The 26,095-nt window shown below is 60.9% G+C and carries 24 protein-coding genes and 2 pseudogenes; 13 read left to right on the plus strand and 13 right to left on the minus strand.

Annotation, left to right across the window (positions count from 1 at the left end):
- Positions 1–46: 46 nt before the first annotated feature.
- Positions 47–775, minus strand: a complete 729-nt coding sequence (locus H281_RS0113180; protein WP_020067581.1) for a YoaK family protein — start codon at positions 773–775, stop codon at positions 47–49.
- 35 nt (positions 776–810) lie between these two features.
- The gene (locus H281_RS0113185; RefSeq protein WP_020067582.1) at positions 811–1,218 is read right to left on the minus strand and encodes a DoxX family protein; all 408 of its coding nucleotides are present in this window, start codon (positions 1,216–1,218) and stop codon (positions 811–813) included.
- Between the two features lie 389 nt (positions 1,219–1,607).
- On the opposite strand from H281_RS0113185, the gene H281_RS0113190 reads away from it, so the two are divergent.
- Positions 1,608–2,036: a DUF1810 domain-containing protein gene (locus tag H281_RS0113190; RefSeq protein ID WP_020067583.1), complete on the plus strand. Its 429-nt coding sequence runs from the start codon at positions 1,608–1,610 to the stop codon at positions 2,034–2,036.
- Between the two features lie 105 nt (positions 2,037–2,141).
- On the opposite strand, the gene H281_RS0113195 is transcribed toward H281_RS0113190, so the two are convergent.
- Both H281_RS0113195 and H281_RS0113200 read right to left on the minus strand, forming a co-directional pair.
- Entirely contained in the window at positions 2,142–2,441 is a 300-nt protein-coding gene (locus tag H281_RS0113195; protein ID WP_020067584.1) for a hypothetical protein, read from the minus strand.
- Positions 2,442–2,744: 303 nt separating this feature from the next.
- Entirely contained in the window at positions 2,745–3,065 is a 321-nt protein-coding gene (locus H281_RS0113200; protein WP_020067585.1) for a hypothetical protein, read from the minus strand.
- 790 nt (positions 3,066–3,855) lie between these two features.
- Between H281_RS0113200 and H281_RS0113210 the strand changes: the two genes are divergently transcribed.
- Positions 3,856–5,007 (plus strand): porin, encoded by a 1,152-nt coding sequence (locus H281_RS0113210; protein WP_020067587.1) that lies wholly within the window; start codon positions 3,856–3,858, stop codon positions 5,005–5,007.
- A 240-nt stretch (positions 5,008–5,247) separates the two neighbouring features.
- On the opposite strand, the pseudogene H281_RS37655 reads toward H281_RS0113210, so the two are convergent.
- Positions 5,248–5,325 (minus strand): annotated as a pseudogene (locus H281_RS37655) (GntR family transcriptional regulator); the annotation flags it as partial.
- 631 nt (positions 5,326–5,956) lie between these two features.
- Here H281_RS37655 and H281_RS0113215 point away from each other — a divergent pair.
- Positions 5,957–6,415, plus strand: a complete 459-nt coding sequence (locus H281_RS0113215; protein ID WP_020067588.1) for a hypothetical protein — start codon at positions 5,957–5,959, stop codon at positions 6,413–6,415.
- An 81-nt stretch (positions 6,416–6,496) separates the two neighbouring features.
- On the plus strand, positions 6,497–7,720 hold the full coding sequence (locus tag H281_RS0113220) for a porin (RefSeq protein WP_020067589.1): 1,224 nt from the start codon (positions 6,497–6,499) through the stop codon (positions 7,718–7,720).
- Positions 7,721–7,794: 74 nt separating this feature from the next.
- Here H281_RS0113220 and bamA read toward each other — a convergent pair whose 3' ends face one another.
- A complete protein-coding gene (bamA, locus tag H281_RS0113225) occupies positions 7,795–10,104 on the minus strand; it encodes an outer membrane protein assembly factor BamA (RefSeq protein ID WP_020067590.1) in 2,310 nt (769 codons plus the stop codon).
- Positions 10,105–10,609: 505 nt separating this feature from the next.
- On the opposite strand from bamA, the gene H281_RS0113235 reads away from it, so the two are divergent.
- The 3 genes and pseudogenes from H281_RS0113235 to H281_RS37280 all read left to right on the plus strand — a co-directional run.
- Entirely contained in the window at positions 10,610–10,999 is a 390-nt protein-coding gene (locus tag H281_RS0113235) for a hypothetical protein (protein WP_020067592.1), read from the plus strand.
- Positions 11,000–11,164: 165 nt separating this feature from the next.
- A complete protein-coding gene (locus H281_RS0113240) occupies positions 11,165–13,450 on the plus strand; it encodes an LPS-assembly protein LptD (RefSeq protein WP_020067593.1) in 2,286 nt (761 codons plus the stop codon).
- 6 nt (positions 13,451–13,456) lie between these two features.
- Positions 13,457–13,618: pseudogene (locus H281_RS37280) on the plus strand (quinone oxidoreductase); the annotation flags it as partial.
- Between the two features lie 83 nt (positions 13,619–13,701).
- Here the strand turns inward: H281_RS37280 and H281_RS0113250 are convergent.
- From H281_RS0113250 to H281_RS0113275, 6 genes are read right to left on the minus strand one after another with little or no spacing between them, the layout of a single operon-like run.
- Entirely contained in the window at positions 13,702–14,397 is a 696-nt protein-coding gene (locus tag H281_RS0113250) for an SDR family NAD(P)-dependent oxidoreductase (protein WP_020067595.1), read from the minus strand.
- 20 nt (positions 14,398–14,417) lie between these two features.
- Positions 14,418–15,758 (minus strand): NAD(P)/FAD-dependent oxidoreductase, encoded by a 1,341-nt coding sequence (locus tag H281_RS0113255; protein WP_020067596.1) that lies wholly within the window; start codon positions 15,756–15,758, stop codon positions 14,418–14,420.
- 23 nt (positions 15,759–15,781) lie between these two features.
- Complete coding sequence (locus H281_RS0113260) at positions 15,782–16,579, minus strand: amino acid ABC transporter permease (RefSeq protein ID WP_020067597.1); 798 nt, start codon at positions 16,577–16,579, stop codon at positions 15,782–15,784.
- 54 nt (positions 16,580–16,633) lie between these two features.
- On the minus strand, positions 16,634–17,446 hold the full coding sequence (locus H281_RS0113265) for an ABC transporter substrate-binding protein (protein WP_020067598.1): 813 nt from the start codon (positions 17,444–17,446) through the stop codon (positions 16,634–16,636).
- Positions 17,447–17,479: 33 nt separating this feature from the next.
- Positions 17,480–18,205, minus strand: coding sequence for an amino acid ABC transporter ATP-binding protein (locus H281_RS0113270; RefSeq protein ID WP_020067599.1), 726 nt, complete (start codon positions 18,203–18,205; stop codon positions 17,480–17,482).
- A 52-nt stretch (positions 18,206–18,257) separates the two neighbouring features.
- Positions 18,258–19,583 (minus strand): NAD(P)/FAD-dependent oxidoreductase, encoded by a 1,326-nt coding sequence (locus H281_RS0113275; RefSeq protein ID WP_027804561.1) that lies wholly within the window; start codon positions 19,581–19,583, stop codon positions 18,258–18,260.
- Positions 19,584–19,731: 148 nt separating this feature from the next.
- Here H281_RS0113275 and H281_RS0113280 point away from each other — a divergent pair, with 148 nt between their 5' ends.
- From H281_RS0113280 to H281_RS0113295, 3 genes are all read left to right on the plus strand, one after another.
- Positions 19,732–20,634, plus strand: a complete 903-nt coding sequence (locus H281_RS0113280; protein WP_020067601.1) for a LysR substrate-binding domain-containing protein — start codon at positions 19,732–19,734, stop codon at positions 20,632–20,634.
- A 241-nt stretch (positions 20,635–20,875) separates the two neighbouring features.
- Entirely contained in the window at positions 20,876–21,898 is a 1,023-nt protein-coding gene (locus H281_RS0113285) for a methyl-accepting chemotaxis protein (RefSeq protein ID WP_020067602.1), read from the plus strand.
- 562 nt (positions 21,899–22,460) lie between these two features.
- A complete protein-coding gene (locus H281_RS0113295; RefSeq protein ID WP_020067604.1) occupies positions 22,461–22,820 on the plus strand; it encodes a 5-carboxymethyl-2-hydroxymuconate Delta-isomerase in 360 nt (119 codons plus the stop codon).
- A 40-nt stretch (positions 22,821–22,860) separates the two neighbouring features.
- Here the strand turns inward: H281_RS0113295 and H281_RS0113300 are convergent, their stop codons facing one another.
- Positions 22,861–23,667 (minus strand): IclR family transcriptional regulator, encoded by an 807-nt coding sequence (locus tag H281_RS0113300; protein ID WP_020067605.1) that lies wholly within the window; start codon positions 23,665–23,667, stop codon positions 22,861–22,863.
- Positions 23,668–23,829: 162 nt separating this feature from the next.
- Between H281_RS0113300 and H281_RS0113305 the strand changes: the two genes are divergently transcribed.
- From H281_RS0113305 to H281_RS0113315, 3 genes are all read left to right on the plus strand, one after another.
- Positions 23,830–24,600, plus strand: coding sequence for an ABC transporter substrate-binding protein (locus H281_RS0113305; RefSeq protein ID WP_020067606.1), 771 nt, complete (start codon positions 23,830–23,832; stop codon positions 24,598–24,600).
- A gap of 82 nt (positions 24,601–24,682) precedes the next feature.
- Positions 24,683–25,339, plus strand: a complete 657-nt coding sequence (locus H281_RS0113310; protein ID WP_020067607.1) for an amino acid ABC transporter permease — start codon at positions 24,683–24,685, stop codon at positions 25,337–25,339.
- On the plus strand, positions 25,336–26,094 hold the full coding sequence (locus tag H281_RS0113315) for an amino acid ABC transporter ATP-binding protein (RefSeq protein WP_020067608.1): 759 nt from the start codon (positions 25,336–25,338) through the stop codon (positions 26,092–26,094). The genes H281_RS0113310 and H281_RS0113315 overlap by 4 nt, the downstream gene beginning before the upstream one ends.
- Position 26,095 lies beyond the last annotated feature (1 nt).

The raw sequence follows: 26,095 nt of genomic DNA on the forward strand, positions 1-26,095 counted from the left end.
GCCAGTCAAACCGTCGAGCGAAGGCGTGCAGCTCCGAAAGCGCGAGTCAGCGGTCGCGCGCGTGCCACGCGCACGAAGCGAGTATGCATAGCGCCACGAGCGGCAAAAGCAGCGCCCAGAAAGAGGCGATCAGAAAGCCCGCAGCACCCGCACTGGCGCCGATCGCGAACCCGGCCACGGGCGGCAGGGTTCGCATGAGCCGTGTGCGCGCAGTCTGACGGCTCTTGATGTCGCGCCGGGAAGTCAGCAAGTCGAAGGCGTCGATCACGGCTTGAGTCACGTTGCCCGTCATCACCGTGTTTGCGACGACCGAGCGCGCAGTCAGGCGTCCGTGCGCGTTCTGCACGCCCATCGCGGCAGCGCCGAGCAGGCCGCAGGCAATTGCAATCGGCGTGTCGGGACTGGTGACGGGCGCAGCGACGACGCCTGCCACCATGAACCCGGCGAGCAGCGCGGCTTGCATCACATACAGCGCAAACGCGCGTGTGCCGTGACTGCGCGGCGACAACAGGTTGTAGAGCACGCGCGCCGCGATGATTCCGCAGACAAACGCGGGAAACGCCAGCCATTTGATCAGCAGGCCTTGGCCGGCACCTGCCAGCCCCGAGCCAATGAGGATGAAGTTGCCCGTGACGTGTGCGGTGAAAAGCCCGAATAGAGCGATAAAGCCGAGTGTGTCGACGTATCCCGCGATCGACGCGAGCCAGGTGTCCTCACCCGGCAGATGGTCGAGTGCTGGGGCGGATGCGTCGCGCGTGAGTGTCGTCTGGGGCATGGCGTGGTCGGGGCTGAGAAATGATGCGGCGCGCGTCAGGCTTGTCCGCGCGAGGGTGCTCGCGGTCGCATGGCGATCCGGTAACGTCCCGCGCCGCCGATGGCGACGGTTCCGAACAGAATCAGAAGCATCCACGCGAACTGCGCTTCGAAGAGCGTCCATTCGCGATGCACGAAGCCGAGTGCGATCGCCGTGACAACCAGAATCGGCAATGCGGCGAGCCGCGTCGCGATGCCGGCGATCATCAGAAGCGGGCACGCCACTTCGGCGAAAAGCGCGAACCAGAAGGTCAGCGTCTTACCCATGTGCAGCGGATCGTCGATCGCGCTTAACTCCTGCGAGTAGTGCAAGGCTTTCGGCAAGCCATGCACCAGCAACACGAGGACGCTCGCGCTCACGCGCAGGAACAGCAGCGCGGCATCGGTCGGCGAAAAGCGCGTCACGGGCGAGCGCCCGATATGGTCGAGGTGGCACGTCGCAGACGAGCGGACCGGCGGGGCAGGTTCATGTCGATTCCTTGATCGTTCAGCGCCGTAGGCGGCTGTAGTGTCTCAAACCGACAGACTACAGAACGCGGCCTCCGAAAGTCCTTATGCGAGCATTAACAGTTCTTAATTTTGCTTTATGGTGCCGCCGGCGGGACGTCACCATGCCGCCGCCAAGCCCATCGCATTGGAATCTGTCGATGAGAAAGCATTTCGGCGTGCAGAAGGCGGGCACTTGTAATGCTTAGGGTGCATGGGCGAAAGCGCAAGCCGAAAAACTGTGCCCGCCCTCCAATCAAACCCTGTGACGGGCGTTTCTCGTGACACGCACGAAAGGAGGCATTTCTATGGTCGACCGATATGATTTGCAACGTTTCGTGGACGCGCAGCAGCCGGTGTATGCCCGAGTGATCGACGAACTGCGCGCTGGCGACAAGCGCAGCCATTGGATGTGGTTCATCTTTCCGCAAATAGAGGGAATCGGCAGCAGCCCGACCGCGCAGCGCTATGCGATCTCCGGGCTCGACGAGGCGCGCTCCTATCTCGCGCATCCGCTGCTCGGTCCGCGACTGCGAGAGTGCACGGCAATCGTGAACGGTATCGAAGGCAAGACGTTGGATGAGATCTTCGGCTACCCCGACAATCGGAAATTCTGTTCGTCGATGACGCTGTTTGCGCGCGCCGCGCAAGACAACGCGGTATTCGAATCGGCGCTTCGCAAGTACTGCGACGATAAGCCGGATCCGCTCACCGTCGCCAGGTTGCCGCACGACTGATCGCGGGCAACGGCTGGCGGCGAGGCGGTCGATCGCCTCGCGCGCGGATCGTCAGACGCTTGTGCTGCGCGACTGCGTGACAAGCCGCCAACGGGTGATCGCGTATTACCGGTTATCGAGCGGGTGAACCCCGGCGAGCGGGCTGCCGTATCCGCCCGATTGCGGGTTGTTCGGCAGCCCGTTGGACAACTGGGCGCGGGGATCGGTGACCTTGAGCGGCAGTTCGCCAGCCTGACGGTTACCGTGCGTCGGATACTCACTGCCGAGCGGCGCGTCGGGAGTCAGCGCGAGCGTATTAAGCGGCGAGTTAACGTCGTCGCGTGCGGACATATCCGCGTGAGCTTGCGAAACGGGAAGGGCGGTGAGGGCGATGGCATAACCCATGAAAATAAGCGCGGTACGCATGCTAGGACTCCGGTGAGAACTGTGCGGGGACGGATCTGCTGGGATCCATAAGGACTTACGCAGGCATTGGCCCGGCGGATGCAAAAACGTCGCCGCACACGTCGCCGAAGTAAGCGGTTTACGAAGGCAAGTGCAACGACTCGTGCGGCGCTATGCCGATCGTGCGCACTTCAAGCCGAGTTCATTAGCTGCCCGGGCGGCGGCGTCCAGCGTTTTGAACTGACGCACCGAGGATCGGTTTCCCGCGCCGTGCGCAGCTGGACCTGCATGTGGTGGCTCTATCGGCTGACCGCACTGCACGCGTCAGACACCGCCGGTGACGAGGGGCAGCACGGTAAGATCAGGATGCGTGCCGTCGACGATGCTGCGCCCAACGTGCACGGCCTCGCCGAGAGCCTCCTCTTTGCTGCCGAAACTTTCTTCGCCGTCCGCGTGAAACCGCACCGCATGTCCCGGAATCGTCGGATCGATGCCCGGATGACAAACGTAGCCCACATACGTGTAGCGGTTTTCCACCGCGTTGGACGCATTAACTTCGCCCGGCGCATTTTTAAGGAGCGGCTCCACGTGAATCTCGAAGCCCTCGTACTCGACCATTTGCCAAGCTGCGGTTTCGTCGCGCATAGCCGCCTCCGTCTTCGTCGCGCATATAGAAAAGTCTAGGTGATTTCATCGCCATGCGCGCTGATGGACGGCTACGGCAAAACCATTACCGCTTGATGGTGCCGAGTCGAGTGAGCGGCGGCGCCTCGCCGACGCAAGATTTTGTAACTGCCGCCGCTTTCCCACTGAGTATTCGACGCTTTGCGCCACCACGAACTCGCTACACTCGCGTTGTTTGTGAGCCACGAGACGAGGAGAAAGATGATCGATACCACTCACGCAAACAGTGCAATGCGGCACAGCATCCGCCGGATCATGCTGATTCCAGCCGTGACGATACTGTTCAGTATGCAGGGATGCGCGACCTCACTCGAGACCTTCGGTCTGGGCGCAGGCGTTGGCATTGTCAGTGTTTTCGGCTTGCTGGGCTGCGCGATAGGATGTCATTGACCTTCCCAACGATCGGCACCCGGAAGTAGAAATGGAAAGATGATTTAATAATTCAAAATAATAAAACCCGCTTAATTGGCATCTGAAAGATTAAGCAAGGAAAGTTATTCCATGGTGGCTTGACGCCGCGCTTGCCGATCACTAAATTCGCCACGTTCGGTTCTTTCTCCACGACTCCACGCAGAGAAGGTGTTGCGCCGGACTCGGGGCTATGTGTTCGCACATAGCCCTTAATTATTTGTTTTATTTGGGCATGCTAACTGTGTATTTATTAGCAAACACTTTTATTGAAATTTCAATTGATCAATGTATGCTGCGAACCCGTAATGCCTTTATCGGAACTTCAATAGAAGGAACAAGTATGAAAAAGACAGCATTGACTTCGGCGTCTCTCGCACTGCTGGTCGCGGCAGGATCCGCGCATGCACAGAACAGCGTGACCTTGTATGGCGTGATCGACGCCGGTATCGGCTACGTACATAACGCCGATTCCGGCAGCAACCTCACCGGCATGCTCAACGGCAACCTGAGCGGCGACCGATGGGGCCTGAAGGGGCAGGAAGAGCTCGGCGGCGGGCTGAAGGCAATCTTCACGTTGGAAAACGGCTTCGACGTCGGTACCGGTAAGCTCGGTCAGGGTTCGCGCGAGTTCGGCCGGCAGGCATTCGTCGGGCTGACCGGCGCTACGTGGGGCACGGTCACGGCAGGCCGCCAGTACGATCCGATCGTCGACATGGTGCAGGGCGTCACGGCAGATAATTTCTTCGGGTCCGCCTTCGCGACGCCGGGCGACGTCGACAACAACGACAACAGCGCTCGTGTGTCGAACGCGGTCAAATATGTGTCGCCGACCTACGGCGGCCTGCAGTTCGAAGGCCTGTATGCATTCAGCGGCGTCGCGGGCCAGGCGGGTCAGGGCTACACCTACAGCGGCGCGGTGTCGTATTCCAACGGTCCGTTCTCGCTCGCCGGCGGCTACCTGCGTGCGACCAATGCGTCGGCGACCGGTGCGCGCACGAGCTGGGCGAGCAGCACGACGGATTCGATCTTCGACAGCCATATCAACGACGGTTACGTGACGGCGAAGTCGGTCAGCATCGCGCAGGTTGGCGGCCAATACGTGATCGGTCCCGTGACGCTCGGCGCTTCGTATAGCAACACGCAATTGAAGGGCGACGCTTCGTCGACCTTTACCAGTGCCGAGAAGTACAACAGCGGTAAGGCGTTCGTTGCGTACCAGGCTACGCCGGCACTGGTCGCGGGCGTCGGCTATGCGTACACGGCGGCATCCGGCGATACTTCCGCGCATTACCACCAGGTCAGCATCGGCGCGGACTACAACATCTCGAAGCGCACCGACTTCTACGCAGTTGCGGCTTACCAGCACGCGAGCGGCACGCAGCGGCTCGCGGATGGCACGACGCAGGACGCCCAGGCTTCGATCGGTTCGTATGGCTACAACGGCACCGATTCGCAAGCGCTTGCGATCGTCGGTATCCGTCACAAGTTCTGATTCGGCCAGCTCGGCACGCGTTGCGCTGCCAGTATCGACGACAAGCCAGGACGCGCGTAGTCGCGCAAGATTGAACAGGTCTTGCGCAACTACGCGCGCCGTTTCCTTCGCGCGAGCATTTGTGCATGCCTCGTCGGATATGGCTCAGATGCCCGCGCAGTTGCCGCCCTCCTGAACCGAATCGGCGATGTGCGGTGCGTCATGCGGCGCCCGCGATCAAATGCAAAAGCCTCGCACGCATTGGCCCACCCACAATTCTCCTGCCACGATCTTCTCGCGTAAGGTCTGAACGATAGCCTGCTGTGTCGTTTCGTTCATCGTCATCGGCATCATTGGACGCTGTCGAGTGTAGCCACGCAAAATTCACGGCACTACGCGCGAAATAGCAACTTGCTAGTTAGTTTCGATGGCATCCAATCTGTTTATCGCTATGGGTGTTTCGCTTTTGCTTCTGCGCAATCGCGGACGGCAATTGGGATACCAACTCAGCCCGGCTCGATGCGGTTTTCAACGCGGGCGAAAGATAGTGGAAGGGCATATAGATGGCTTTCACGCCGACGATTCGCCACCCGTCACACGTTTACCCGTACTTTTCAAAACCCTGCGTAATTTCTATCTTCGTATCCCAAGAGCGTGACGAGGACGCTTTTGAGACTTCCTCCCACCTATCCGATTGGCCCGCGCTCATCCGGCCGTTGCAATCATGATGAACCGGCTTGCGCTGCGCTTCATCAGTAGTCCGGTTGCCGACGCATAAGTCGGCATTCCTGAGTCCTGCGAGAGCTGGTGGCCTTCGCTTGTGCGCCCGCTCTCGCATCCGGTGTGATGGCAGAGCGCGCTTTTCGGCGCGCTCACAAAGGGGGTAGACGTGGGCAATTTGAATGTAAGCGGAAGCGAGCTGAACCGGACAGATCTGCCATCCGCGTGGATATGGCCAAGCCGGCAGGCAATGCTTCGCGCCGGTGTTGCGGGCGGATTGCTCGGCGCAGTCATTATCTGGATCTACGAGGCGTTGATATGGGTCGGCGCACAGCATCTGATGCCGCTCGCCGGCATTCCGCGCAACGCAACGGGCCTTGTGTTCGGCAAGGCGGTGCAGGAGTCGATTGGCGTGTGGGCTTATGTGGTGGGAACAGGCATTCACTTCGTATTCGCGATTGCCTGGGGCGTGCTGTTCGCCGCGATCTGGCCGTACTTCCGCCGACGCGGCGTTGAAGCGACGCTGGTAGCCCTCGGCTATGCGGTGCTCGCGTGGATCGTCATGCACGTGGCCATCATGATCGCTTCGGACAACCACCCAAATTACTACGACCCCGCGGTGATCATCGGCGGATTCATGTCGCACATCTTCTTTACTGTGCCGCTCGCTTTGACAGTGAAACGCCGGTTCGAAAGACAAGCGCAGTAACGCGGCGGTTTTGTCCAACCGCCGCGAGCAGTGACGCAAAAAAGCATTTCAACAAAGACGTAGCAACTGGAGATCTGGAGAATGAAAATAAGTCTTAGGCGAATCGACGCCGTGCTGTTCGGTGCAGCAGTGACGGCCTCCGTACCGGCCTTCTCGCAAAGCAGCGTGACGTTGTACGGTATCGTCGATAACGGCCTTTCCTACACCAGCAATCAGACTTCTACGCTCGGCTCGACGAGCGGGGGCAAATCCGCTGTCAAGCTCGCGCCGGGGGTGTGGGCTGGAAGCCGCTTCGGTCTGAAAGGCGGGGAAGATCTTGGCGGCAACACCAAGGCCATTTTCCAGCTGGAATCGGGTTTTAACTCGGGCACGGGGGCACAGCAGTACACCAACGCGATGTTCGGTCGCCAGGCGTGGGTCGGTGTGACCAACCCGGCGTACGGCACGTTCACGGCGGGACGCCAATATGCGTCGTACTACCAGATGCTCTCACCCTACAGCCCGACAACGTGGCTCACCGGCTACTACGGTGCGCATCCTGGCGACATCGACGGGCTGGATACGATTTACCGTGCAAATAACACGCTGGAGTACACCTCGCCCAAGCTGTACGGATTGACTGTCAGCGGTTCCTATTCGCTCGGCGGCGTGGCGGGCAGCACGAACCGCGGTTCGACGTGGTCGACGGCGGCGCAATATGCGTTGGGTCCGATCGGCCTTGCGGTCGGCTTCTCGCGCATCAATAACTCGACGTTGGGCGGCGGCACCTGGGGCGCCGATTCGACGACCACGAACGGCGGCTCGCAGATCGGGGTATCGGCGCTGACGAATGGCTATCAGACCGCGCAGGCGCAACAGCGTTTCGCGGTGGGTGGCGGCTATACGTTCAATAGCGCGTGGGACGTCACGGCCACGTACTCGAATGTTCAATACATTCCGGGCACGGGTTCGAAGTTCCACGACACGGCGATCTTCAATACGGGTGGTCTCGTGTTGCACTGGAAGCCGCTAGTTGCATGGGACTTCGGCGCGGGCTACAGCTACACGCGTACTACCCGCGCGAACGGCATTGAGGACAGCGCGCAGTATCACCAGTTCAACCTGTCCCAGTACTATTCGTTGTCTAAGCGTACTGGCCTGTATGCACTGGAGGCCTATCAGCACGCGAAGGGCAAGACGCTTGGCACCAACGGCGCTGGGCAAATCATCGACGCGACCGCGACGCTTGGTGACGGCTACAATTCCGCGCCTTCGTCCACAGGCAATCAGTTCGCTTTCGGCGTGGGCGTTATTCACCGCTTCTGACCGTTTTTAGCTGAGTGTGTTGTTGCGTGAAAAGCCGGGCTGCTTTGTCAGCCCGGCTTCTCTCGCCCTTAACATTAGAACGATGTGCCGATCTGAAACTGAAACTTCTGATACTTGTCGCTAGCGTGTTTGACGACCGGGAAGCCGAGCGAAAGTTTGAGTGGGCCAATCGGCGATATCCATTCGAGCCCCGCGCCATAGCTGTAGCGCAAGCCATTGGCGCCCGTACTGTTACCCTCGTTGCCCCATACATTGCCGGCGTCGAGGAAGGTGAACACGCGCAACGTCCGGTCCCATCCGGTGCCGGGCAATGGGAAAGTCATTTCGACGTTGGCCACCACCATCCGCGAGCCGCCGATCGGATCGCCCGTTGTTTTGTCGGTCGGACCCAGCGATCCCGATTCATAGCCGCGCACCGAGCCGATCCCACCCGCGTAGTAGTTCTTGAAGATCGGATACGCCTTGCCGGCAAATCCATTGCCGTAACCGCCCTGAAGATTCATACCCAGAATGAAGCCGCGCGAGAACGAGTAATAGTACTGCGCCTGAACGTCGGTCTTGTAGTACTCGGTGCCTCCGGCCGGCGTGCCAATTTCGCTATTGGCCTGCACGAAGTAGCCACGGCTCGGCACGAGTGCGCTGTCGCGGTTGTCACGTGCCCAGCCTGCTGTAATCGGCACGTTGTTGACTACGTTGCCGAATTCGGCAACGTAGTCTTTGTAGCTCTGTGGCGTCGAGGAATCCGTGCGCAACCGGTTCTGCTCTAGTCCCAAACCGAAATAGACAGTGTCCGCTTCGGAGAACGGAATACCGAACTTCAGATCAGCGCCCACGGTAACAATGCGAAAACTCGTGTCGGTGTAGTAGTAGAGCGGATAGCTGGTGCGGTAATACACATCCGTAATCCGCTTGATGCCGTCCACGGTGAAGTAGGGGTCGGTTTGCGTGAGGGAAAGCGTACGGTAAGTCTTTGCCGTGTTCACATTCAGAGCGAGACTCGTGCCTGAGCCGAATACGTTGTCCTGTGAAATGCCGGCCGAAAGCACGACTTTGTCGGTGGATGAGAAGCCCGCGCCGAGCGTAATAGCGCCGGTCGGCTTCTCGTTGACCTTGACGTCCACATCCACCTGGTCCGCCGATCCTTCTACCGGCACGGTGGTCACATCGACATCGGTAAAATAGCCCAAACGATTCACGCGGTCTTTCGACAACATCAACCGGTTCGAGTCGAACCACGAGCTCTCCAGTTGACGCATTTCGCGGCGTACCACTTCGTCGCGCGTGCGGGTGTTGCCGGTGACGTTGATATGGCGCACGTACACGCGGCGGCTTGGGTCCACCTGCAACGTGAGATCGACCGTATGGTGCTGCTGATCGATCTTCGGCAGTGCGTTCACCGTGGCGAACGCATACCCATATTCGCCAAGCTTATCTACTACCGCCTTGGTCGCGGCCTGCAGCTTTTCAGCGGAAAAGCGCTCTCCGGGTTTGATATTGACGAGCCTGGTCAGTTCACTTTCACGGTCGAGCAGATTACCCGCCAGTTTGATGGACGAAATGGTGTATGGCTCGCCCTCGTGCAACGTGACCGTCAGGTACATCTCCTTCTTGTCCGGCGTCAGTGACACCTGTGTCGACTCAATGTTGAACTCCAGGTAGCCGCGATTCAGGTAGTACGAGCGAACGTGCTCGAGGTCGCCGGTAAGCTTGTCCTTCGCATATAGATCGTTCTTCGTGTACCACGAGAACCAGTTCGGCGTGGACAGCTGCATTTCGTCGCGCAACGTGTCCGTATCGAATGTGCTATTACCGATGAAATTGATCTGCCTGATCTTTGCGCTCGGGCCCTCGGCCACGGAGAAGAGGATCGTGACGCGGTGACGGTCAATTGGAGTAATCGTCGTGGTGACTTCGGCGGCGTAATAGCCGCGCGTCAGATACTGGCGCTTCAATTCCTGTTCCGCCTTGTCCACCAGTGCCTTGTCGTAGGAGCGGCCTTGCGACAAGCCGACAGCGCGCAGCGCCTTCGTCAGATTTTCCTTGTCGAACTCGTGAATACCCGCGAAGTCGATCGTTCCCACTGCTGGGCGTTCCTGCACATGCACTGTGACGACGTTGCCTTCCGTGGAGATACGTACGTCGTTGAAGAAGCCGGTGGCGTACAAGGCGCGAATTGCTTCGGAGGCCTTATCTTCTGTGAACATCTCTCCCTGTTTGATCGGAAGGTAGGCGAAGAGGGTACCGGGTTCGATGCGTTGCAAGCCTTCAATCTTGATGTCCTGCACGACGAACGGCTCCACGGCGTGAGCCGGGCTCGTTGCCAGCGTAATGCCGGCGAACGAAAGCGCGCCTGCTAGCCGGCTGGTTAAGGCTCGAAAATTCATCTTGGGTTTCTGGTCCTGATACAGCGCACAAAGCGCAGATGAGAACGCTCGAAGGCAAGCAACGCTTTCGAAACGGCGGTCTTTGGCTCTGGAAAGCGCGAAGTATAGGGACGTGTGCCGCGCCTGACGTTACTGAAAACTTTCCGCCCCTTATGGCTGATGCGCCATACGATGCGGCGGCAGGCGGCCGCGCGAGGACTTGTACGACAGGCGTAGAAATTGTGCGTTACACAGATGAAGGAAGCGTAGGGCGCGTGTAACCCGGCGGCGCATTCACGCTGCTATTGTCAGATCGGCGATTGCGCCACCCGCATAACGCGATCTGGAGGGTTGGTCATGATGGAATATTTTTCACCGGCAGTTTTTGCGGCAATCTTGCGCGTCAGTTCGTCGCCGATCTTTTCCGCGCGCCTCGCTATGGTGTCGCTGTTGGTTCGCCGCGATGCATCGCGTCATGAGGTCGGCACCGTGGAGCGAGCCCGCGCTATGGCAGAGGACGCAACCCGTGTCTGACATTTCGGCTTTCTTGCTCAATTCGATTACCGACATGCAGTTAACTGCCGATGGCCAGTACCTTCTGATTCATGGCAATCAGCCCACGGCCGCGTTGCATCGCTCGGTACTTAACGATCTGCTCGTGGCGCTGCCCAATGCAATAGAACACGCCGACCGCGTAGCCCATAACGATCAGCAGATGGGCTTCGCACTGCAGTGCCAGGGCTGGGAAGTCGGCAGGCTGAACGGCATGGGAATGGTGGTGATCCGCTTTCATCTATCGGCGAATGCGGGACTGTCCTTCTCATTGCCCGCCGACCAGATTCCCTATCTGCTGCAAGCGCTTGGCGGCGTGGTGGCTGCGGAGGAGCCTCGCGCCGGCGGCACGACGCTGCAATAACGCCGCGCCGTTTGTTGGCACATGGGCGCCACGTTGCGGGCACATTGCCGGGCATCGGCGCGATTTCTCTCGCATCGCTGCGTCCTTCATTCTTTCCTATCGTTACCTCATTTGAAACTACGCAGTGTATTTCAGCGCTTTCGCTTAAGGCCGCTCGTTTCCCTGATGCTCTTCACCGCCGGCTACATACCGCTTGCCGGTCACGCGCAATTGAGCGGCGCCTCGGCACAGCCGGAATCGGTGGATGGCCCATGGGGACTGCGGCTCGCGCCGCAACTGACCGAGCAGCCCATGCGCGCGGAAGATCGGCCGGCAATCTCGGCGTTCGCCGACTCTGTCACGGCCACGACGGACACCGACGTATCGCTCAAGGGACACGCGCAATTGCGGCGCGACGTGTCGATCGTGAAGGGCGACGCGTTGCATTACGACGTCGATGTGGACAAGGCCGATGCCTATGGCAACGTTCAGCTTGTTCGAGATGGCAACGTGTTCGCTGGACCCGACGCGCATTTCTACGTGGACGCGAATGAAGGCTATATCAGCGTGCCAAAGTACCGGTTCCATCTGACCGGAGGTTGGGGCAGCGCCCGGCGTATCGATCTCGTGGATAAGGAGCGCTCGGTCGTGCATCACGGCACGTACAGCACCTGTCAATGCGAATCGCAGCCGGCGTGGTACGTGAACGCGTCCGAGTTCGACATCGACACAGGCACTGACGAGGGTATCGCTCATAACGGCGTGCTGTTCTTTCAGGGCATACCACTGCTCGCGAGTCCGTGGCTTTCGTTTCCGCTGTCGGGCGCGCGACGCAGCGGCCTGCTGCCGCCAACTTTCTCGATGAGCTCGACCAATGGCGTAGACGTGGCGCTCCCGTACTACTTCAACCTCGCGCCCAATTACGATCTCACGCTGACGCCGCGCGTCATGACGCGCCGGGGCGCGATGCTCACAGCGGATTACCGTTACTTGCGTCCCAACGATTCGGGCTCCCTGTCCGTGGCGTTCTTGCCGCACGATGCGATTACCAGGACGCAGCGCTATTCGATTGCGCTCAAGGACAACTGGAGCTTCGGCTCGGGCTTTGGCGCATACGTCAATTACAACCGCGTCTCCGATTCCACGGTAGTGACCGATCTCGCGTCCGGCGTCGCCTTTCCGACGGGTTCAACCACCCTGTACCAGCAGGAAGCCGGACTGACCTATTCCGACGGGCCGTGGACCGTACTGGCTCGGGAGCAGCGCTGGCAGTCGTTCTCCAGTGACTCGACGTATAACCGCGAGCCGCAGGTCAATGTGCGGTACGCACGCTATAACGTGGCCGGATTCGACATCGGCGCGGAAGCGGATGCGACGCGCTTCACGATCTCGTCGTCGGATATGACGCAGGGCAATCGTTTCGTGTTCAACCCTTACGTGAGCTATCCGATCGAGCGGCCGGGCTGGTTCATCACGCCGAAGCTCGCATGGCATTTCGCCGCATACGATCTGACGTCCATCGGATCGGACGTGCCTGCAGGCGAGCCGAAATCGTTCAGTGTCAACGTGCCGACGTTCAGCCTCGATTCGGGCATGCGCTTCGAGCGAAGCGTTCGACTTTTCGGGCAGTCGTACATTCAGACGCTAGAGCCGCGTCTGTTTTATGTGTACACACCTTATCGCAACCAATCCTATGTTCCGCTATTTGACACCGCCACAGCGGACTTCGGGCTCGCAGAACTCTTCATGGCAAACAGCTTTGTCGGCAACGACAGAGTGTCCGATGCAAATCGGGCGACGGCTGCATTGACCACGCGTTTCATCGACCCCGTGAGCGGCGAAGAGCGCGCGCGATTCGTGCTCGCTGAACAATATGACTTTCGCACGCCGCGTGTGACGCTGCAGTCGGACGACGCGATCAGTACCGTTGCGCGTACCGGAATCATTCTGGGTGCGTCGTACAAGGTTGGGCCGAATCTCAGCGCGGAGCAGGCGGTTGAGTACAGTCAGGCCAATCATTACCTCACGCATGCGGAAGCCGGCTTTGGTTGGGCTCCCGGCGCACATCAGGTGCTGAATGTGGCGTACCGCTACACGCGCGCCAACAGCACGCTCGATTACCAGCCGGTCAATCAGTTCATTGTTTCGGGGCAATGGCCGCTTGCGCGTAACGTGGTGAGTGTTGCGCGCGTCAATTACGACATGAGCACGCATCGTCTGATTGCCGGCCTGCTCGGGGTTCAGTACGACGCCGATTGCTGGTCATTCGGGGTTGCGTTTGAGAAGTACACCAATGCCACGAGCTCCGCGACGTCGCCGAGTACCGGCACGCGGGCGCTCATGCAGCTTCAGTTAAAGGGCTTTTCGCAGGTCGACAATGGTTTGCTCAATCAGTTTCGCGCGAACGTGCCGGGTTTTACGCCAACTTCGACGGTAGAAGAGCCCACCTCGCGGTTCAGCGATTATCAGTAGAGGGCAGGACACGTCTCGGTACAACGGGCACGCGCACTCGGCGCACAGGTCTATGCGACGGCAAGTTCGCGCGACCATGATCTCGTTATGTATCTGGGCGCTACGCCGATCGATTATCGTGCTCAGTCTGTCGAGCAGTACGTCGAATCAATCACGCAGGGCGCCGGACACTCATAGGCGTCAGAGATTGCACGCAGGCAGGCAGCTGGGCCACTCTCGCTTGCTTTAGCTCGATAAAGCTTAGGCGCCCGCTAAAGCGTCTCCTCATAGCGGCAATTAACGAGCAGTTCCGCCAGGCTCGTCGTATTTGGCAACTCGATAGTATTCACCACCAGAAGCGCCAGGTCTTGCGGCTGCGTCATCGCCATCGGTTCAATATCGGCGATGCCTGCGGCCATGTCCGTGTTGACGAAGCCGGGGCATACCGCGGTCGCCCGCACGCCGTCGTCCCAACCTGCACGGCGCACCGCATGGGTGAGCGCCACCATCGCGTGCTTCGACATCTGATAGCCGACGTTCAGGTTCTTCACGCGTTTACCGGAAAGCGACGCAAGCTGCACGAAGCGTCCGGCTCCCGCACGGCGCAAATGCGGCAGCGCCGCCTGCACGAGCCGGAAAGGCGCGTTCACGTTGATCTCGAAGGTTTCGGTCAGGAGCGCATCGGTGCCGGTATCGAAGTCGATCATGCGGCAGATGCCCGCGTTGCTCACCAGCACGTCAATGCGCCCGAAGCGCGCGATCGTCGCATCCACCCAGGTGCGGGCGGCTTCGGGATCGCGCGCCTCGTAGGGATGCAGGAACGCATCGGGCACGCCATCGTAAGCGTGCATATCGCGCAGACCGAGCGACAGCCTATAACCGCGCCGCGCCAGTTCCAGCGCAATCTCGCGTCCGATGCCGCGGCTCGCGCCCGACACCATCGCCACTTTGTCCAGGTGCAATTCCATGTGCTATTGGTCCTCGCTTATCAGAATCCCGCGTCGATCGTGATCTTCGAGCCGTCGCTGAAGCGCCCAAGACGGAACGCGTGCGGGTCGACGAGCGGTGCGTCGCCGTTGACGAGGTCGGCCATCAGCCGGCCCGCGCCCGGCCCGATTCCGAAACCGTGTCCCGAGAAACCGGTGCCGATGAACATGCCCGGCACGCGTGCGACTTCGGAGATGACGGGGATCGCGTCCGGCGTCACGTCGATGTAGCCGGCCCACCGCTGCGCGATGCGCGCGCCCGACAACTGCGGAAACGCTTCGGTGAACGCCTTGAGACCCTTGTCGACGTATGGCACCACGGGGTCAGGATCGAGCGTACGAACATGTTCGAAAACCGTCGATTCGTTGAGCGCCCAGCGGCGCGGCCGCTTGAGTTCGTCGAAAAAGCGCTTGCCGATCTGGATCTGTAGTGCGCCCATCTGACTCTTCAATGCTTCAATGTATTTGAAGAAGAGGCGGAACGAATCGGGCGTCAGATCGGCGTGCGTACGCAGGCCGTACGCGACCGTGTAGCCGCCGTCCGCACGCTTGCGAAACGCGAATTCCTCGTTATTGGCGCTGCACGTGGGACCGCCTTCGAGGGGTTCGGTACGCAGCACGGACGCACGCGTGAGCAGTTGCGGCAGCTCCACGCCGAGATTGCCGCAGAAATAGCGCGTCCATGCGCCGCCTGCTACGACGACCGCATCGCAGCGAATCGTCCCATGTTCGGTGACGACCGCGCTCGCACGCCCGCCGCTCGTCTCGATGCCGCGCACCGCGCACGGCGTCAGAATACTGACGCCCTTGCGTCGCAGCGCGTTGGCGATGGCGGGCGCGGCCTTTTGCGGTTCCGCGCGGGCATCGCCCGGCGTGAAGATGCCGCCCTTGAACGTCTGCGTCGCGCCGGGCAGCAGGCGTGAGACTTCATGCGTGTCCACTTCGCGCGTGTCGAAGGCATCGTCGCCTGCTATCTGACGAGCGCGCTTCAGCCAGTCACGGTGACGTTCGAGCACGGCGTCATCGTTCGATACGTACAGGATGCCGCACTGGTTGAAGCCGGAGTCGATGTCGAGCGTTCTGTCGAGCGTGCGCCAGATTTTGAGGCTTTCGATGCTCAGCAGAAATTCGCGGGGATCGCGCCTTGTCACGCGGACCCAGCCCCAGTTGCGGCTCGACTGCTCGCCCGCGATGTGCCCCTTCTCGCACAGCGCGACGGACAGCCCTTTTTCGTGTAGCGCAAGCGCCGTTGATACGCCGATGATGCCGCCGCCGATCACGACCACATCGGCGCGTTCGGGCAGCTTGATATCGTCGGCGACGGTGTCGACTTTAGGACCCATGGTTTATTTCAACGAAGTGAGAGTTACGGACGACGCTCGGCCACGGCCGCTGTCTGCGACTGCAGCGCTTCTTCAGCGCGCACGTTGCGCCCGGCGCGCGATGTCTTCTGCTGGCGCGCGGCTGGGTTGATGAAGCGATTGGTCCAGCGGTCCAGATGATTGATCGTGTGCGTGAGGGGCACGGTGATGAGCAGATACACGGCGCCTGCCGCGACGAGCGGCGACAGGTTGGCCGTATTGACCGCCGCGTTCTGCCCGATGGTAAAGAGATCGCGTTGCGAAGTGAGCAGCCCGAGGAAGTACACGAGGCTCGAATCCTTGACGATCGAGATGAACTGATTGGCAAGCGCGGGCAGAATGCGCCGCACGCCCTGCGGCACGATCACATGACGCATGCCGCTCCAGTACGTCATGCCGAGCGCCTGGCACGCGGACATCTGCCCGCGTCCGACGCTCTGGATTCCCGACCGGAATATCTCGGCAATATACGCCGACGACACCAGCGCCAGCGCGACGATCGCAAGCGGATACGGATTCGGCCCGAACAGCGAGAGTCCCACCGGCGCCAGCCCCTGGCCGACCACAAGGATGACGAGCGCGGCGGGCAGGCCGCGGAAGACATCCACGAAAACGCGCACGGGCCAGGTCAGCCAGCGCGTGTGCGATACGGCGCAGAGCGCCAGCGCCATTCCTGCCACGATGCCGAGCGCAGTCGAGACCACCGACAGGATCAGCGTGTTCACGAGACCCGTGCCGATCAGCGTCGGCAGCGACTCGACGAGCAGCGGCCAATCCAGGAAGTTCTGCAGGAATGCATTCATGGAGACTCTCTCCTTGCGCTTGACGAGGCGTGACAAAGCAACAATGGCGGGCGGTTACTTCATCGCGTACGGCGGCATTGGATCAGGCTTCGGATAGCCGGGATTGAAGTGCTGATAGAGCTTGAGCCACGTCCCGTCCGCCACCAGTTCGCCGATCGCCTTGTTGACCGCCACTTCGAGCTTCGCATTGCCCTTGCGTATCGCGAAACCGGCGGGAAGATTCGAAGCTGAGATGTCGAGCCTGTCGGCGAGCTTCAGGTCCGGATACTTACCTTGCAGCGCTTCGAGCAAGGTCTTGTCGATGAAGTAGCCGTCGATGTACTTGTTGCGCAGCGCGAGAAAGCCCGCGTTGATATTCGGAAAGCGGACGATCTGCGCACCCGGCAGATAACTCTGCGAATACGTGTCCTCGATGGTTCCCTGCACGACTCCGATGCGCCTGTCCTTCACCGATGCCACGTCCGCGCCGATCGTGCTGTCCGGCAGCGTACCGACGCTCAGGAGACCCGTCAGATAGCCTTCCGAGAAATCGACCATCTTGAGGCGTTCCCTGGTGATCGAGATCGAGCCTGCGGCAAGATCGACCTGCTGATTCGCCACGCTCGGCAGCAGACCCGCGAAGTCCTGCGCGCGGAAGTCGGCCGTGAGCCCGAGTTTCGCGGCGATAGCGCGCACCAGCTCGACGTCGAAGCCCGTCATCTTGCCGTTGTCGATGTACGAGTACGGCTTGTTGTTCGCATCGACGCCGGCGACGATCTTGCCCGGCGTCAATGTGCCGACGTCATCGGCGGCGTGGGCGGCGGTCGTCGCGCCGACCAGGAACGATGCGGCCATGGCGAGATGGCGTGCGAGACGAAATAATCGCATGGTGAGGCTCCCTTGAAATGGACAGCGGTTGGATCAATGCAGGATGCGCGAAAGAAAGTCTCGCGCGCGTTCGGAGCGCGGCCGCTCGAAAAAGGCTTCGCGCGTTTCGTCTTCCACGATCACGCCGCGGTCCATGAACAACACGCGGTCGGCGACGCGCTTTGCAAAGCCCATCTCGTGCGTGACGCACAGCATGGTCATCCCGTCCTGCGCGAGCGTGGTCATCACGTCGAGCACTTCGTTGACCATCTCGGGATCGAGCGCGGACGTCGGCTCATCGAACAGCATGGCGACCGGGTCCATCGAAAGCGCCCGCGCAATCGCCACGCGTTGCTGCTGACCGCCCGACAGTTGCGCCGGATACTTGTCCTCGTGACCGCTCAAGCCCACGCGGCGCAATAGCGAGCGTGCGCGCTCGCCGGCTTCGTCGCGCGCGCGGCCGAGCACGTTCATCTGCGCGAGCATCAGGTTGCGCTGCACCGAGAGATGAGGAAAGAGTTCGAAATGCTGAAACACCATGCCGACCCGCGTCCGCAGCCGCGAAAGATTCGCGCGCTTCGCCGTCACGTCGATGCCGTCCACGACGATCTGCCCGCTCTGTACCGCTTCCAGCCCGTTGACGGATTTGATGAGCGTGGACTTGCCGGACCCGGACGGCCCGCAGATCACGGCCACTTCACCGCGCGCGATGCTCGCCGTGCAGTGGTTCAATACGCGAATGCCGCCGTACCACTTCGAAACGTTGTTCAGATCGATCATTGTGGCTCCTTTAGATGCTTCGGCTTCCATATTGAATCAGCTCGTCATCGCTTCAAGAGAGCGCTGCTCGCACGCGGCCGTGCCACATATCGCCGATGCGGTACAGTGCACTGCCGACGGGTACCGCAAGCGTGCTGGCCATTCCCGCACCTGAGAGGGGAAACGCGCCTTCGCCGAATGCACCGACATCCTGCTCGACACCCGCCATATGTTTGCCGATGCGATGCCCGAGATAGCTCATCAGCGCAACGCCGTTGCCGTTGCAGCCGAGCGCATAGTGCACGCCGTCGTGCTGGCCGATGTGCGCGAGCCTGTCCCCGGTCATTGCGACGAAGCCTTTCCAGGAATGCGTGACGCGCACGTCCCGAAGGGCGGGCCACAATTGCACGAGCTTCGCGTACAACCGCCGCGCGGCCTCGCGTTCATCGATCTCGCGGATGGCGGGCCGCGACCCGAAGATCATTCGCGTGCCGTCCGGCGAGGGCCGCGTGTAGAAGAGATTGCGCTTCGAATCGCTGATCATGCGGCGGCCCGGATTGAGGACGTCCATGAGGCCTTCGGGCAGCGGCTCGGTAGCAATCTGATAACTCGCAACCGGCAACACGCGGCGCGAAAAGAACGGCAGCAGTGGACCTGTATAGCCGTTGGTAGCCAGCAGCACCTGCCGCGCATCGAACACGCCGCGCGCGGTGTGCACGCGAAACCGCGTATTTCCCATTCGTTCGATCCGCTGCACTGCTGCGTGCGAATGCAGCGTCGCGCCGCGCCGGCGCGCGAGGTCGCGCAGCGCACGATGATATTTCGCGGTATGCAGTCCGCCGTATTCGTCGACGAGAATGCCGCCGTAGTAATAGTCGGAGCCGATGATGCCGCGCTGCGCATCGCGCTCGATCACGTGCACCGTGACGCCGGTCTTGTCGCGCAACAACTGGCCTTGGCGACGCAGCACGTTGAAATGCGTGGGCGTATAGGCGCCGAAGAAGCGGCCGGTGATACGCAGGTCTGCGTCGAGTGATTCGTCTGCGATGATTCCCTTGAGATAGTCGAAGCTTGCCATCGACTCCTGCATCAGGCGCGTGAGACGTTCAGCGGACACGCCGCGAATGGCGTTGGTCAGCGCAAGCTTCTGACCGCTCGACACCATGCCCCCGCTGCGCGTGCTGCCGCCAGCGCCGATCTCGGCGCCATCCAGCACCGCGACGCGTGCGCCATGCTTCGCGGCCTCCGCCGCGGCCGACAGCCCGCAATACCCGCTGCCGACGATAGCCAGGTCCACGTTCGCCGGCAAAGGTTCCGGCGCGACCTCGGGCGGTGCGGCATCCCACCAGTACGGGGTGCAGCGGAAGGTTTCGTGAAACAGCAACGCATCGGGACGCATGGACTTGGCCCTGTTCGTTTGATCGAGTCCAGTGTCGCGCTCGCAAATCATCCGGTCAAATAGCGCCAAAAACGGCTTCCATTCATTTCTGATATGGCAAGCTGAGACTTCGGCCGATGTTTTGCGCGGCCCACGTCCGGAGAAAACGATGAATCTCAGGCAGGTCGAGGCGTTTCGGCTGGTGATGCTGCGCGGTTCGATGACGGCCGCCGCCGAAGAACTCGGCACATCGCAACCGAGCATCAGCCGGTTAATCGCGGAACTGGAAGCCGCCACGGGACTGACGCTGTTCGTGCGCAATGGCGGACGCATTCATGCCACCGATGCTGGCAGCGCGTTCTATCGCGAGGTGGATCGCAGCTTCGTCGGTCTGGAGAAGCTGCAGCATTCGGCGCGAGAGATTCTTGAACTCGGCAGCGGACGGCTGCGGATCGTGGCAGCGCCGGTCCTCGCGCTGTCGTTTCTGCCTGCCGTGATCGCGCGCTTCGCTGACGCCCATCCGCGCGTCGCGGTGTCGCTCGAAATGCGCAGCGAGAGCACGATCCAGCGCTGGGTGTCGTCGGGACACTGCGACGTAGGCTTCGCGACCACCACGCCGGATGCGTTCGGCGTGATGAGCGAGGAACTCTATGAACTGGCGGGCCTATGCGCGTTGCCAGCGCGTCATGCGCTAGCGGCGCGCACGCGGATTCGCGCGGCCGACTTGCGTGGCGAACGGCTCATCCTGCCTTCCTATGCGGACGATACGCGTGCCGCGCTCGATCGCGCGCTGCGTCCGGCGGGCGCGGATCAGGTACCTGCGATCGAGACGCCGTATGGCGCGACCATCTGCGCGCTCGTGACGCGCGGCGCGGGCGTGGGCATCGTCAATCCGCTCGCGACCGTGGATGCCGATCCGACGCGCATCGTGTTCCGGCCGTTCGCTCCGGCGATCTGGTTTCGCGGCTTCACGCTGTATCCGCAGACGCCGCGAGGCAATCCGTTGGTCGGCGAGTTTCTCGAACTCGTAGGTGAGCAGATGGCGGCGTTGAGGCGGGGCGCGCATATCTGAGTCCATGCTCGTTGACCGAACACAAGCTTCTTGCGACCGACCGTAAATTGAGTTCTAAAGTATTTCCCTTGTGATGCCGTTCATGAGTTGTTTGCACGTCGAAGTATTCAGTTGGCAACAAGAACCGCCCAACAAGAAGGAATAGGAATGCGACAGCACCACAACGGCGCTCGCCAGCATCACTTTGGTGCGGTCGGTCGCACAAGGCAGATGAATCTAAACCGTAGCCCGGGGAAAAGTCATGGCGGACGCCAATGAGATTGTCGATTTGACGCGAGAAGTTCACCGTATAGCCAAGGGCAACGTATCGGATATCAACGACATCAATCGTGAAACCACCTTTCTCGCCATCAACGCGCTGATCGAATCGGCCCGTGCCGGCGACGCGGGGCGCGGTTTTGCCGTGGTCGCAAATCAGGTCAAGGTAGTGTCGCAACGCATCGGACAGTTGACCACCGAACTGGGCCGCGAACTCACGGCCCTAGGCGACCGGATGATCACGCAGCTCGAGCAGCAGGAAGCGCAGCGCCTCACGGATCTCGCGCTCAACATGATCGAGATCGTCGATCGCAACCTCTACGAACGCTCCTGCGATGTGCGCTGGTGGGCGACCGACTCCGCGATCGTCGATTGCGTTGCGCACGGCACCCCCGAACAGCGCGCGTTCGCGTCAGAGCGGCTAGGCGTGATTCTCGACAGCTACACCGTGTACCTCGATCTGTGGGTGATCGACATGGAGGGCAACGTCGTGGCCACCGGCCGGCCTGGCCAGTTCGCCACGGCAGGGCAAGCGAACGTGGCGGACGAGCCGTGGTTCAAAGCGGCGGCGAAGTCGGCGTCGGGCGCCGAGTATGCGGCGGCCGAACTCGCGTCGATGGCGGCGCTCAATGGCGCCGCCGTGGCGACGTACGCGGCGGCGATTCGCGAAGGCGGCGCTAACCGGGGGCGTCCGCTCGGCGTACTGGCGGTATTCTTCAATTGGACCCCGCAAGCTTCGACGGTAGTCAAGGGCGTGCGTTTGTCGGTGGAGGAGTGGACGCGTACGCGCTGCCTGCTCGTCGATGCACGCAAGCGCGTGATTGCCAGTTCAGACGACAAAGGCGTGCTGCAGGAAGTGCTGCCGCTCAAAGTGAGCGATCCGAAGGCGGGCGCGTATAGACCGGACGCGGACACATTGGTGGCCTACGCCCTCACGCCGGGCTACGAAACATACGAAGGGATGGGGTGGTACGGCGTGATCGTGCGCAAGCGCGCGGGGCGGTGAAGGGAGTCGCCCACACCATCCGCCGTTTAAGGATGGTGTGTCGATCGGGCGCGCCGGTGATCCTGCCAGGGAGGCGAGCACAACGACGGCTTTGAGGGTGGGTTGACATGTCCGGACGCTCGTTTGGGCTACAAGCTACTGCTGACGGAAACCCCTAAAGCCGCGACTCTTCTGATCAGGACTGGTGTCGGACTTCAGGCGCCGAAGCGGGGCGGCGAACGGCATGACGTCAGGCGAGGCCAGTTCCGTGCCGTCGACGTACGACTATACGGCGCTCGTCGGCTTGCTCACGAGCTATGCGGTATTGATCGTCGGTAACGATACTATTTTCGATCGGCGGCGTAAGCGGACCGCCGATCGCCTCGTTTGCAATGACGGTCCTGACGCCCGCGGGCCTGTTCGTGTTCGATTGCCTCACCTCCATCGCGCTGGCGTTCGCGGCGATTCGAGTGCGCGCGGCCGCGAAGGAAGTGGGGTGATTGTTCTGCGTGCGGTCAAGCTCGTACCTTGAAAGCAAAACAATCTGTCTATCGGCCAGACGGGCGATCTTTTTTAAACTGCCATGCCACAAGTCAGACTCGAATATTCTTCGAACCTCGATAGTCAGTTCAATCCTGAACGAACGCTGCTGCGGCTGAACGAAGCACTGATCGATTCAGGTCTGTTCAACGAGGTCGACATCAAAAGCCGCATTATTCGTTGCGAGCGCTTTCTGATCGGACGATCCGCCGAAGACCACGCGTTCGTCCACTTGCAGATCATCATATTGTCGGGCCGCGATATAGCGACAAAAGCTGGCCTGTCCGCGCGGATGCTGACCGCGCTGCGAGACTGCTTCGAGCCGCTGGCGGGCGTGCAAACCCAGCTAGGCGTGCAGATACTCGATAACGAACGGGAGACCTATTCGAAGGAGTTTGTGTAGCCGCTCTCTGGACTGTTGCGATCGCGAGTCCCGATGACCGTTACTCCAGGGTCCGTATCGAATTGCTGATCCCTCTTGCGCAGTCGATAACGGCAGGTGCGAGTTTCTGTCGGGCGTCTTCAAACGTCCATCTGCTTGTGGGTGCAACGACATGCACGGCAGCCACGGGCCGCCCCTGACTGCCCACTACGGGCGCCGCGATCGACATGTCGCCGATGAACAGCTCCTCGCGGTTGGTCGCATAGCCTTGCTGACGAGCCTCGGCGAGTCTTTCGCCGAGCGCGGCGAGTTCCGTCACGGTGTTCGGCGTGAACGCCACCCGCTTCATCTGCTCGAGGCGCGCGAGCGCCTCGTCGGCGGGCAATGCGCTCAGAAACGCGCGTCCGCTGCCTGTGCAATACATGGGAATGCGGCTGCCAATGGGCATATGGATCGGCACGAACTTCGTCGACACGAAACGCGACACGTAGACCATCTCGTCGTCGTCCGGCTCGGTCAGGTTCGTCGTCTCGCCCGTGTTGTTCGTCAGTTCCGACAGGAAAGGATTCGCGACATCGATCAGCGTATCGGCGGCGAGATAGTTGAAGCCGATCTGCATCACGCGCGGCGTGAGCTGATAGCGGCGCGTCAACGGATGCTTGCGGATATAGCCGAGCTTTTCGAGTGTGTAGACCATTCGCTGCGCCGAACTCTTCGACATCGACGCCGCGTCCGCGACTTCAGCCAGCGTCATCGTGCGACGCTTCGCGCTGAACGCGCGCAGCACGCTCAAACCCTTTTCCAGCGACTGGTTGAAGAGCAGGTCGGGGCCGTTCCTGGCACCGTCGTCTGCAGGCGAAATGTCCATTGCCGTCTCAACGTTGAACGAGATATCTCATCATAGCGTATCGAATATCGATACGCAAAAATCTGTTTGCGATTTTTTTGATTCGATTATCATCGTTTGGCGGTCACATAACGAAATGGCCAGTGCTCGTCGCTGACACGCTGGCCCTGTCTGGAGATATGCATGGTTACGTTCGCCAAACGCTTCACCCTGTTTTCAGCTGGTCTTGCCGCTTCTTTCGCGATTGCGTCGGGTGCCGCGCATGCCGCCGAACCGACCTACCGGATCGGCGCAACGGCCACGGGCGTGCCGTTCACGTTCCTCGACGTCAAGACGAACTCGATCCAGGGAATGATGGTCGACGCCATCTCCGCCGCCGGCCGCGAGTCCGGCTTCAAGGTCGATGTGCAGCAGAGCGTGTTCTCGGCGCTGATTCCGTCGCTGACCACGCAGAAGATCGACATCATTTCGGCCGCGATGCTGAAGACGCCGGCCCGCCAGCAGATCGTCGATTTCTCCGACACCGTCTATTCGTACGGCGAGGGCCTCGTCGTGAAGGCGGACGACAAGGGCCATTACACATCGATGGACGACTTCAAGGGCGAAGTGGTCGGCGCGCAGGTCGGCACCGCGTTCGTCGATGCGCTCAACAAGAAAGGCATCTTCAAGGAAGTGCGCACCTACGATTCCGTCGCGGACATCATGCGCGACGTCGCGCTCGGCCGCATCAAGGCGGGCTTCGCGGATCAGCCGATCGTGGCGTATCAGCTGCAGCAGGGCGCCAACACTCAGGTTCGGCTCGTGCCCGAGTATCAGTCGGCCGTGAAGGGGCAGGTGTGCTTCATCGTGCGTAAGGGCGACACCGCGACGCTCGAACAGCTCAACAGCGCGATCAGAAAGATGAAGGCCGACGGCACGCTGCAGCAGATTCTGCAGAAGTGGCACATGAGCTGAACGGCACGCCGTATCGCAGCGTTATAACCTGTCCGCGCTACATGAAGGCGCGGGCGATCTGCCAGGCGTATCAGGAGGCGCGATGTTTTTGCAGAACGCGATCGACTTTCTGCCAATCCTGCTGAAAGGCGCGGTCATCACCATCGAGATCACGGCTTGTGCGTTCGTGCTCAGTTCCGTTCTCGGCCTCGTGCTCGCGCTGATGAAGGTGTCGCGCAATCGTGCGCTTTCGACGTTCGGCAGCACCGTGATCAATCTGATCCGCGGACTGCCCATCATCGTCCAGCTGTTTTATATCTATTTCGTGTTGCCCGACATGGGCATACAACTGTCCGCGTTTCAGGCGGGTGTGATCGGCCTTGGCATCGCGTACTCGGCGTATCAGGCGGAGAACTTCCGCGCGGGCATCGAAGCGATCGATCACGGACAGATCGAAGCAGCCCACGCAATCGGCATGCGTGGCCCGTTGATCATGCGACGCGTGGTGTTGCCGCAGGCGTTCAGGATCGCGCTGCCGCCGTATGGCAATACGCTCGTGATGCTGCTGAAGGATTCGTCGGTGGCGTCGACGATCACTGTCGCGGAAATCACGCGTGCCGGTCAACTGATTGCATCGTCGACGTTCCAGAACATGACGGTCTACACGCTCGTCGCGCTGCTTTACCTCGCGCTCAGCCTGCCGCTGATGTTCGGCGTCAACCAGTTGGGCAAGCACCTCGCGCTGAGGAAAAGCCGATGATCGAGATCAATGCGATACATAAGCGCTTTTACAACCAGGAAGTGCTCAAGGGCGTGAGCCTGAGCGTGAAGGCGGGCGAAGTGGTGTGCCTGATCGGCCCGTCGGGCTCGGGCAAGTCGACGGTGCTGCGCTGTATCAACGGCTTCGAGACGTATGACGCGGGCTCGATCACGATCGACGGCGTGCGTGTCGATGCGAACGCGAAGAACATCCACGAGTTGCGCATGCGCGTGGGCATGGTGTTTCAGCGCTTCAATCTGTTTGCGCATCGGACCGCACTCGAAAACGTGATGGAAGGACCCGTGTACGTGCGACGCACGCCGGTTGCGCAGGCGCGCGAGCAAGCGCGCCAACTGCTCGACAAGGTCGGGCTCTCGCATCGGATGAATGCGTATCCGTCGGAGCTGTCGGGCGGTCAGCAGCAGCGCGTCGCGATTGCGCGTGCGCTTGCGATGGAGCCCGAGGCCTTGCTGTTCGACGAACCGACGTCGGCGCTCGATCCCGAACTCGTCGGCGAAGTGCTCAACGTGATGCGTTCGCTCGCGCGCGACGGCATGACGATGGTCGTCGTCACGCACGAGATGGCCTTTGCGCGCGAGGTCGCCGACCGCGTGTGTTTCCTGCATGGCGGCACGATCTGCGAGACCGGGCCTGCGCGCGGTGTGCTGACCGAGCCACAGCATCCGCGCACACAGGAATTCCTTCGGCGCCTGCTTTCGTCCAGCGACGCTCACGCCACTGCCAACCCGAACTGAA

The organism is Paraburkholderia caledonica (assembly GCF_000383275.1).
GTDB lineage: Bacteria > Pseudomonadota > Gammaproteobacteria > Burkholderiales > Burkholderiaceae > Paraburkholderia > Paraburkholderia caledonica.